The 9505-nt window shown below is 40.0% G+C and carries 11 protein-coding genes; 10 read left to right on the top strand and 1 reads right to left on the bottom strand.

Annotated features, from left to right (window positions below; translation table 11 throughout):
• Positions 1 to 319 precede the first annotated feature (319 nt).
• The 10 genes from QZ379_RS10820 to QZ379_RS10775 all read left to right on the top strand — a co-directional run bounded on the left by QZ379_RS10820 (position 320) and on the right by QZ379_RS10775 (position 8943).
• On the top strand, positions 320 to 598 hold the full coding sequence (locus QZ379_RS10820) for a tol-pal system YbgF family protein (protein ID WP_291564390.1): 279 nt from the start codon (positions 320 to 322) through the stop codon (positions 596 to 598).
• A gap of 15 nt (positions 599 to 613) precedes the next feature.
• Positions 614 to 841 (top strand): 4Fe-4S binding protein, encoded by a 228-nt coding sequence (locus QZ379_RS10815; RefSeq protein ID WP_154044972.1) that lies wholly within the window; start codon positions 614 to 616, stop codon positions 839 to 841.
• 107 nt (positions 842 to 948) lie between these two features.
• Positions 949 to 2028: a 3-methyl-2-oxobutanoate dehydrogenase subunit VorB gene (locus tag QZ379_RS10810; protein ID WP_291564385.1), complete on the top strand. Its 1080-nt coding sequence runs from the start codon at positions 949 to 951 to the stop codon at positions 2026 to 2028.
• An 18-nt stretch (positions 2029 to 2046) separates the two neighbouring features.
• Positions 2047 to 2217 carry a hypothetical protein gene (locus QZ379_RS10805; RefSeq protein ID WP_291564382.1) on the top strand — a complete coding sequence of 57 codons (171 nt, stop codon included), beginning with the start codon at positions 2047 to 2049 and terminating at the stop codon, positions 2215 to 2217.
• Positions 2218 to 2238: 21 nt separating this feature from the next.
• Entirely contained in the window at positions 2239 to 3006 is a 768-nt protein-coding gene (locus QZ379_RS10800; protein ID WP_291564379.1) for a thiamine pyrophosphate-dependent enzyme, read from the top strand.
• Between the two features lie 30 nt (positions 3007 to 3036).
• Positions 3037 to 3579: a 2-oxoacid:acceptor oxidoreductase family protein gene (locus QZ379_RS10795; RefSeq protein ID WP_291564376.1), complete on the top strand. Its 543-nt coding sequence runs from the start codon at positions 3037 to 3039 to the stop codon at positions 3577 to 3579.
• 312 nt (positions 3580 to 3891) lie between these two features.
• The gene (locus QZ379_RS10790) at positions 3892 to 5979 is read left to right on the top strand and encodes a putative porin (protein ID WP_291564374.1); all 2088 of its coding nucleotides are present in this window, start codon (positions 3892 to 3894) and stop codon (positions 5977 to 5979) included.
• Positions 5980 to 6006: 27 nt separating this feature from the next.
• Positions 6007 to 6822 (top strand): transporter substrate-binding domain-containing protein, encoded by an 816-nt coding sequence (locus QZ379_RS10785; RefSeq protein WP_291564393.1) that lies wholly within the window; start codon positions 6007 to 6009, stop codon positions 6820 to 6822.
• 6 nt (positions 6823 to 6828) lie between these two features.
• Complete coding sequence (locus QZ379_RS10780) at positions 6829 to 7818, top strand: Gfo/Idh/MocA family oxidoreductase (RefSeq protein ID WP_291564371.1); 990 nt, start codon at positions 6829 to 6831, stop codon at positions 7816 to 7818.
• A 3-nt stretch (positions 7819 to 7821) separates the two neighbouring features.
• Positions 7822 to 8943, top strand: a complete 1122-nt coding sequence (locus QZ379_RS10775) for a DUF4421 domain-containing protein (RefSeq protein WP_291564368.1) — start codon at positions 7822 to 7824, stop codon at positions 8941 to 8943.
• 191 nt (positions 8944 to 9134) lie between these two features.
• On the opposite strand, the gene QZ379_RS10770 is transcribed toward QZ379_RS10775, so the two are convergent.
• On the bottom strand, positions 9135 to 9505 hold a 371-nt coding region (locus QZ379_RS10770; RefSeq protein ID WP_291564365.1), incomplete at its 5' end, for a class II aldolase/adducin family protein.

Genomic DNA, 9505 nt, shown 5'->3' with positions numbered 1-9505 from the left:
ATAACAAAATGACCGGCCTTGCGAGACTTTGCTATCAGAGGAGCTTCTATAACCAATTTAAAAACCTTCTCTGAAAAATGTTCTTTTGAAATAATTTTGTTCATTTTGAGCACTTAAAGTTAGTTATATTTCTGTTTTTCATTCTTTTTGTTTCAACCTCGCAAAGGTATAACAAATTAAAATACTTACAAAAGAAATACATAAAATAACGACAAAACACACTAAAAAAGGACAAATGATGACGATTTATTCTAAAAAAATAAACTTTGATATTAAATAAAATGTATCTTTGCATACGTCTTAAACATTTTGTATTTTGATGAACGAAGTATTGGAAAACATAAAATCAATGATTAATGACGGCAACATTGCCGAAGCCAAAGAAGCTCTGAATATTATTATTAAAGAAAACACAGGAGAAACAGATAAGGCTTATTATCTGTTAGGGAATGCCTGCAGAAAGCTTGGTGACTGGCAAGGTGCTCTCAACAATTATCAGGAAGCGATAAGTCTAAATCCTGACAGTCCGGCCAAAGAGGCAAGGGCTATAGTTATGGATATTCTGAACTTCTATAATAAAGATATGTTTAATCAATAAACTAAATAAGTATATATGGCTAAAATGAAAGGAGTGGTGGTAGTAAACACCGAGCGATGCAAAGGATGCAATTTATGCGTAGTGGCTTGCCCTCTTAAAGTATTGGCTCTAACTCCAAAAGTAAATCAAAAAGGATATAATTATGTACAGCAGGTAGTAGAAGATACCTGCAACGGTTGTTCTTCATGCGCTATCGTATGTCCGGACGGTTGTCTGACTGTGTATAGAGCTAAATGCGAATAACATAATTATAAAGAAGGTAGAGAAGGGAAAAAAGGTAGAGAAGTAATAACTTCTATAACTTCTTAACTTCCCAAAATGTTAAAACAGAAATTTAAATAAAGAAAAATATGGCAGAAGAAGTAGTTCTAATGAAAGGTAACGAAGCCATAGCCCATGCCGCAATACGCATTGGTGTGGACGGATACTTCGGTTATCCTATCACTCCGCAGTCGGAAGTGCTCGAAACACTGGCTGAACAAAAGCCATGGGAAACAACCGGAATGGTTGTACTGCAGGCAGAGAGTGAAGTTGCTGCAATCAATATGGTATATGGTGGAGCAGGAACAGGAAAAATGGTAATGACATCATCGTCAAGCCCGGGAGTCAGCCTGAAGCAGGAAGGTATCTCCTATATAGCAGGCGCCGAATTACCATGTCTTATCGTAAACGTAATGCGTGGAGGTCCGGGATTGGGAACAATCCAGCCAAGTCAGGCCGATTATTTCCAGACTACCAAAGGTGGCGGACACGGCGACTATCGCGTAATAGCATTGGCTCCGGCATCAGTTCAGGAAATGGCTGATTTCGTCAAACTTGGATTTGATCTTGCTTTTAAATATCGCAATCCTGCCATGATTCTGGCTGACGGAGTCATAGGACAGATGATGGAAAAAGTCGTATTGCCTGAACTTAAGCCAAGACGTACTGATAAAGAAATCATCGAACAATGTCCATGGGCTTCTACCGGATGCAAGGGACGCAAACCAAATGTAATTACTTCTTTGGAACTTGACCCTGCTGTAATGGAACAAAGAAACATACATCTACAGAACAAGTATGCAGAGATAGAAGCAAACGAAAGACGTTGTGAAGAGATAGAATGTGAAGATGCAGAATATATGATAGTAGCATTCGGTTCTTGCGCACGTATAGCACAGAAGGCAATGGAACATGCACGCGAAGAAGGCATAAAGGTAGGACTGTTCCGCCCTATTACATTATGGCCATTCCCTGCTCCGGAAATAGCAAAACGCGCAAAACAAGTTAAAGGTATTTTGGTGGTAGAGTTGAACAGCGGACAGATGATTGAAGATGTGAAATTGGCTGTAGAATGCAACATACCGGTACACCACTTCGGAAGACTGGGAGGCATTGTTCCTGATCCGGACGAAGTTGTAGATGCCCTTAAAGAAAAACTCATTAAATAACCTTGGTAAGAAACTATAATGAATATCGACAGAATAAGAACCATACTGAACATTTTGTTCATGATAGGAGCACTGGCATCAGTGATATTATATTTCACTATCGGTGAAGACAAGACCATATTCTTCTATGTGTGTGGTGCCTCACTGTTCCTGAAAATGATGGAATTCGTGTTCCGTTTCTTACTATGACATTAACCGGAGGACAAGAATATGACTAAAGAAGAAATAATGAAGCCGGAAAATCTGGTGTACCAGAAACCGCGACTGCTCAATGATAATCCAATGCACTACTGCCCGGGTTGCAGCCACGGAGTAGTACATAAGCTCATTGCTGAAGTGATAGACGAAATGGGAATGAGCGAGAAGGCTGTAGGTGTAAGCCCTGTAGGTTGCGCCGTATTTATGTACAATTACCTTGACATCGACTGTCAGGAAGCAGCACACGGACGTGCTCCTGCACTGGCTACAGCTATCAAAAGACTATGGCCGGACAGGTTAGTATTCACATACCAAGGTGACGGCGACTTGGCATGTATAGGTACTGCTGAAACAATTCATGCACTTAACAGAGGTGAGAATATCACTATCATCTTTATAAACAATGCCATCTATGGTATGACAGGAGGACAGATGGCTCCTACCACTCTTTTAGGAATGAAGACTGCTACATGCCCTTACGGACGAATCCCTGAAATACACGGATACCCACTCAAGATGACAGAAATAGCAGCTACTCTTGAAGGTACCTGCTACGTGACAAGACAGTCTGTACACACAGTGGCAGCCATCCGCAAGGCAAAGAAAGCTATAAGAAAGGCCTTCGAAAACTCTATGCAGGGCAAAGGTTCAAATCTTGTGGAAATAGTTTCCACATGTAATTCCGGTTGGAAAATGTCGCCTGAAAAGGCCAACAAATGGATGGAAGAAAACATGTTCCCATTCTATCAGTTGGGCGATTTGAAGGACACTACTTTATAAAAGTTCAATCACATTAATTATTCGAAGAACATGAAACATGAAATAATTATAGCCGGATTCGGAGGACAAGGAGTATTGTCAATGGGTAAGATACTTGCCTACTCCGGACTGATGGAAAACAAGGAAGTGACCTGGATGCCGGCATACGGACCTGAACAGAGAGGTGGTACAGCAAATGTAACAGTAATAGTGAGCGACGAAAGAATCTCTTCTCCTATACTGAGCAAATACGATTGTGCGATAATCCTGAACCAGCCATCATTGGCCAAATTCGAAAACAAAGTTAAACCGGGCGGAATACTGATATACGATGGATACGGAATTATCAATCCACCTACAAGAAAAGATATCAAGGTATATCGCATAGATGCAATGGATGAGGCTAATGAGAGAAACATGGCAAAAACATTCAACATGATTGTTCTCGGTGGACTGCTGAAACTAATGCCTATCATTTCGATAGAAAGCGTAGTAAAGGCTTTGCGCAAGACATTGCCGGAACGCCATCATCACCTCATCCCGATGAACGAAGAAGCTATCCGTATCGGAATGGAGATAATAAAAGAAGCATAATAAATATTTATTATTTAAGTTTTAAAGTAATAAAGAATTATCAGTCAACAAGTTGACTTAGTAAATAAAGCTAAAATGTCAAACGGTATTATTTCATAAACTCGCTAACTATCAAGCTTGATCTACCGAAGACCACATTCAGGCCGGACTGATACATTCTTTATTACTTTTATACCACAAGTTTTGCAAATGCAAAACTTGTGGTTTTTTATATTGTATCTTAATATAAGATAGGCTGTACCTCGGATTTAAGAGCCGAAAACTATGTTTTCGCTTTGTACTTCTCTCGTTTTGCACTATCTTTGCCCCATTATGAGAAAGATACTGATTATAACCATATTGATAATAGCGTGCGTTAACTCTTTCGCACAAAATATGATGCAAAGCCAATACGGTACATCCGCTTCCGGAATGAGCAGTGACCGTTTTGACCGAAATGGCAATCCTATAGATACAACAGCTGTTGTTGACGCAAGTACAGTACCCATAGGTTTAAGTTCGTGGACTATAGACGAACGTTTTGGAAACAGGATTCAAGTACCTGTAGACACACTGCAGTTTGGCTTTCAGAACTCTAATGACAACGGAGGACCAACAGGACATTTTACCCACTTGGGTAACTTAGGTTCGCCACGCATCTCGCACGTGTTTTTTGAAAGAAAAGAAACCACACAGGAGTTTTTCACAGATCCTTATTCCTTTTCATACGATACGCCGGAAACCGTGAAATATACAAACACAAAATCTCCGTTCACAAATCTTACTTACTACAAATTAGGTTCCGGCAGACGTGCAGAGGATCAATTTAAGGCTTATTTTGCAGTAAACGTGAATAAGAGATTAGGTTTCGGCTTTGACATTGACTATATCTACGGACGAGGACAATACCTGAATCAGTCTACCGCACAATTCAACGGCAACCTGTTCACCTACTATCATGGCGACAAGTATGAAATGCATTTCAATTTCATAAACAACAATTATAAAGTGACAGAGAACGGTGGTATAGCCGATGACAGATATATAACTCATCCACTGGAAATGGCAGATGGGAAAAGAGTTTACAAGTCATACGAAATACAGACCAATCTGCAAGACATATGGAACAAGAATACAGGATATCACGCTTTCCTGAGCCACAGATATAATTTGGGATTCTACAAGGATGAAAGCAGTGAGAACGATACAATTGTAAAAGAGGTATTCGTTCCGGTTACAAGCTTTATCCACACAGTGAAGGTGGATATGAACACCCGAAGATACATATCGCAGAATGACAAGCAGAACAGGGAATATTTCCAGAACAACTATCTTGGCAATGACTCTACGGACATGACCAAATATATGTCCGTTAAAAACACTGTAGGAATCTCACTCAGGGAGGGTTTCAATAAATGGGCAAAGGCCGGACTTACGGCATTCGTAAGTTTCGAACACAGAAGATTTTCCATGACAGACAGTATAAACGGAACTCCGGGGCAGTTTATGCGCGATTACAAGGAAAACACATTGTCTGTGGGAGGACAGCTTATAAAATCACAGGGAAAGACCATACACTATGATGTACTTGGAGAGGTAGCAGTCTTGGGTGAGGATATCGGACAGTTCAATATAGAAGGTAAGGGTGACCTCAACTTCCGTCTGTTTAACGACACAGTAAGACTCGATGCCAATGCATATATAAAGAATATAAAGCCTACATTCTACTATCGTCATTTCCATTCAAAACATTATTGGTGGGACAATGACCTTTCAATGATTACACGTACAAAGCTGGAAGGAAAACTCAGCATTGACCGCTGGCGTACACAATTGCAAGCCGGAGTGGAAAACATCACTAATTACACTTATCTGGACAACACTTCTGTGGGATATACCTCAAGTAATGACGCAGGAGCAAAGACCTATAAGAACGATGTTGCCGTAAGACAGAATGCAGGTAATATTCAGGTATTCAGTGCAAAACTCCGACAGGATTTCAAACTTGGAATCCTGCATCTGGATAATGAAATAGTATATCAGAAGAGCAGTAACAGCACTATATTGCCATTGCCTGATTTAGTTCTATATCATAACTTATATATCAGAGCCGGACTTGCCAAGAAGGTTCTTACTGTGGAATTGGGAGCCGACGTAAGATACTTCACTCAATATTATGCACCGGATTATGCACCGGCCATAGGACAGTTCTATCTGCAGAATCCGGAAACAAGATACAAACTTGGAGGATATCCTTTAGTAAACGGATATTTGAACATACATCTGAAACGTACACGTATATTCGTTATGATGTATAATCTGGTTCAAGGTACAGGAGAAAGGAGTTATATATTTGCTCCTCACTACCCTCTTAACCCAAGAGCGTTCAAGTTCGGTATCTCCTGGAATTTCTTTGACTAAACCAATAGTTTAAAAACAAGCATTATGATAAAAAGACTCCTGAAATATATTGTAGCTATAACAGTGGTTTCAACTGCCATCATATTATTATTCTCGAAGAAGAAGCCTGAAGAGTCATTCTATCCAAGGGACTATGAAGGCATAATTGAATCTGGAGTCATTAAAGCCGTCACAGAATACAATGCAGTCAGTTTCTACGTTGAAGACGGAAAAGTATGTGGATTTGACTATGAACTATTGGAAGCATTTGCCAAAGAAAAAGGCATAAAAATGGAAATGACACCTGAAATGAGTTTTGAAAAAAGGCTGGATGGGGTTTCAAAAGGACAATTTGATATGATTGCATTAGGGACAGCCACGACCTCGCAACTAAAGGACAGCCTGTTCTTTACTCACCCTTTGGCTATCGGGAAACAGATACTCATACAAAGAACGGACAATGAGAATTATATAAAAAGTACCCTCGACATGGGCGGAAAAACCATATATGCCATAAAAAATTCGCCGGCCATAATGAGAATCAATAACCTGATGAACGAAATTGCCGACTCAATTGACGTAAAAGAGATAGCCGAATACGGTTCTGAACAACTATTGGCAATGGTTTCGGCCGGTGATATTGATTATGCAGTTTGCGACGAAATGACAGCCAAAGCATATATAGGAAAATATAAAAACCTCGATATGAGTACAAACATCAGTTTCAACCAGTTCTATTCATGGGGAATAAGCCGAAAAGCCCCTATACTGTTAGACAGCATAAACAGCTGGTTGGACAGATATATTGAGACAAAAGAATATAAGACTTTATATGATAAATACTTTAACCGTAAAAAACATTGATTTATCATGATAGCATTTGATAAAGTTAATTGGGGGTTCATTGGATGCGGAGAAGTGACCGAAAAGAAAAGCGGCCCGGCATTCAATATGGTAGAAGGTTCAAAGGTTGTTGCCGTAATGAGCCGTGACGAAGAAAAAGTAAAATCGTACGCCAAAAGACACAATATACCTAAATGGTACACTGACGCACAAGAATTGATAGGTGACGAAGAAGTAAATGCCATATATATAGCTACTCCGCCATCATCGCACGCCACTTTTGCCATAATGGCAATGAAAGCCGGCAAACCGGTATATATCGAAAAGCCTATGGCCGCATCATACGAAGATTGTGCAAGAATAAACAGAATATCAAAGGAAACCGGCATACCGTGCTTTGTTGCCTACTACAGACGTTATCTGCCTTACTTCCAGAAAGTAAAGGAACTTGTAAACTCCGGAGAGATAGGCAATGTGATAAACGTACAGATAAGATTTGCACAGCCTCCAAGAGCTTTGGACTACAACACCAAAAATCTGCCATGGCGAGTACAGCCAGTAATTGCCGGCGGCGGATATTTTTACGATCTTGCCCCTCATCAGCTTGATTTGCTGCAAGATATGTTCGGCTGCATATTAGAAGCAGAGGGATATAAAAGCAACAGGGGCGGACTATACAATGCCGAAGACACTATAAGCGCATGCTTCAAATTTGATTCCGGTCTTCCGGGTTCAGGTTCATGGTGCTTTGTGGCACACGACTCTGCAAAAGAAGACAGAATTGAGATAATTGGTGATAAAGGAATGATTTGTTTTTCAATATTCACATACGACCCTATAGCTCTGCACACAGAAAGAGGCAGAGAGGAAATATTGCCTCAAAACCCTCCTCATGTACAGCTGCCGCTTATCAAGGCAGTTGTGGAACATCTGCAAGGAAAAGCCATCTGCACATGCGACGGTATAAGCGCCACTCCTACAAACTGGGCCATGGACAGAATCCTAAACAAATTATAAGCAATGTTATTGCGAGTTCTGACAGTATTAACATTAATGTTCCTCACTTACTGCATAGCAAATGCACAAAGTGAGGAAAAAGGATCAAACATACTGCCTACAGATTCCGTAAGCACAACACCTGTAGGAGGAAACAGATTTATCAATTCATCCAAAGAACTATTCTTCAAGGCTGTAGACTGGTTTAACGCAACAGATACCGCATACATTCTCCCGAACAAGTATAATCTCACTTTAATGCTTGAACAAAGTACATGGTTCGAACATTATCGCTTGGGTATATCAGGCAACGACGGTAATCAGATACTCGGTTTCGCTCCAAAAGTAAATACCAAGTTAGGCCTGTACTTCGGATGGAGATGGATATTCTTAGGATATTCATTCGACTTAAGCAGTCTGCTGAAAAAAGAACGGGAAAAATCGCGCACTGAAATGACTTTCAACCTATATAGCGCAAAATTCGGTCTGGACCTTTATTATAGAAAAAGCGGAAATGATTTCAAAATCACTTCATGCAAGAATTTTGACCTATCGGACGATTACATAGGAACAAATTTCAGTGGATTTCAAAGCAGCATAAAAGGTCTGAACGCTTATTACATATTCAAAAGCAAAAAATATTCATATCCGGCCGCATACAGCCAGTCAACAAACCAGAAAAAAAGCTGCGGTTCGTTTATGGCCGGATTTGCATACTCCGAACATCGGATATCATTCGACAAGAGCAAACTGCCGGAAGAAATACAGGAACAGATAAACCCATCATCAAATTTCAGAAAGCTGAACTATACAGATTACAATATTAGTTTCGGATATGGATATAACTGGGTTTTCGCCAAGAACTGCCTGCTTAACATATCTCTCCTTCCGGCCGTTGGATATAAAAAAGCCAGAATCAATGATATGCAGACAACTGATGATTATAACTGGACAGAATGGGTTAAAGATATAAACTTCGACCTGATTACCAGAGCCGGAATAACATGGAACAACAGAAAATATTATGTGGGAGCTACATTCATACTCCACACGTATGACTATCGCAAAGACCGTATCTCGATGACAAACTCATTCGGCAGCCTGAAAATATATGCCGGATTCAATTTCTGGAAAAGAAAAAAATAGCGATTTTCCGTTATTTCAGAACGCTTCGTCGTTTGAATCAAAACTTTTCGTCGTTTAAGACTAAACGCTTCGTCGTTTTTTTGTGGACTTTCAAAGTAAAAGAAATCCTGCAAAGGAGGCAAATCCCCATTGCAGGATTAATAAACAAACTAATATGGTGTTATTACAAAGCTTTGTTAATTTGTAAGCTTTTACAGATTAAACACTCTTTTTAATTCATCCATCTGTTCATCTGTCATTCCTTTTGGAACAAATCCCATAGAGCAAGCAGACTCATATATCTTGGCAGACTTCGACAATGTATCTATCATATCGAATGCTTCAATCAGGTCTTCGCCGATAGCAACTGCACCGTGTTTTTCCCACATTACTACATCATATTCATCAAGCTGCCTGATAGTTTCCTCAGCAAGGACTACTGAACCGGGCAACTGATATCTTGCAATACCCAATCCTTTAGGACAGAAAGCACGTGTTTCAGGTATCATACTCCAAAGAATCTTGCTTAATACATCTTTTTCAAGAAAAGCCGGATTATGAGTCATTGCGACTAGTTCTATAG

This window comes from Bacteroides sp. (genome assembly GCF_019417265.1).
Classification (GTDB): Bacteria; Bacteroidota; Bacteroidia; order Bacteroidales; family Bacteroidaceae; genus Phocaeicola.
Note: the sequence above shows the minus strand (reverse complement) of the source record. Positions and strands in the feature narration are given on the sequence as shown.

Bases quoted from the DNA above. Each gene is read 5' to 3' on its own strand.
- QZ379_RS10815 (WP_154044972.1), top strand. From the start codon at position 614: ATGGCTAAAATGAAAGGAGTGGTGGTAGTAAACACCGAGCGATGCAAA.
- QZ379_RS10800 (WP_291564379.1), top strand. From the start codon at position 2,239: ATGACTAAAGAAGAAATAATGAAGCCGGAAAATCTGGTGTACCAGAAA.
- QZ379_RS10805 (WP_291564382.1), top strand. From the start codon at position 2,047: ATGAATATCGACAGAATAAGAACCATACTGAACATTTTGTTCATGATA.
- QZ379_RS10810 (WP_291564385.1), top strand. From the start codon at position 949: ATGGCAGAAGAAGTAGTTCTAATGAAAGGTAACGAAGCCATAGCCCAT.
- QZ379_RS10795 (WP_291564376.1), top strand. From the start codon at position 3,037: ATGAAACATGAAATAATTATAGCCGGATTCGGAGGACAAGGAGTATTG.
- QZ379_RS10775 (WP_291564368.1), top strand. From the start codon at position 7,822: ATGTTATTGCGAGTTCTGACAGTATTAACATTAATGTTCCTCACTTAC.
- QZ379_RS10790 (WP_291564374.1), top strand. From the start codon at position 3,892: ATGAGAAAGATACTGATTATAACCATATTGATAATAGCGTGCGTTAAC.
- QZ379_RS10780 (WP_291564371.1), top strand. From the start codon at position 6,829: ATGATAGCATTTGATAAAGTTAATTGGGGGTTCATTGGATGCGGAGAA.
- QZ379_RS10820 (WP_291564390.1), top strand. From the start codon at position 320: ATGAACGAAGTATTGGAAAACATAAAATCAATGATTAATGACGGCAAC.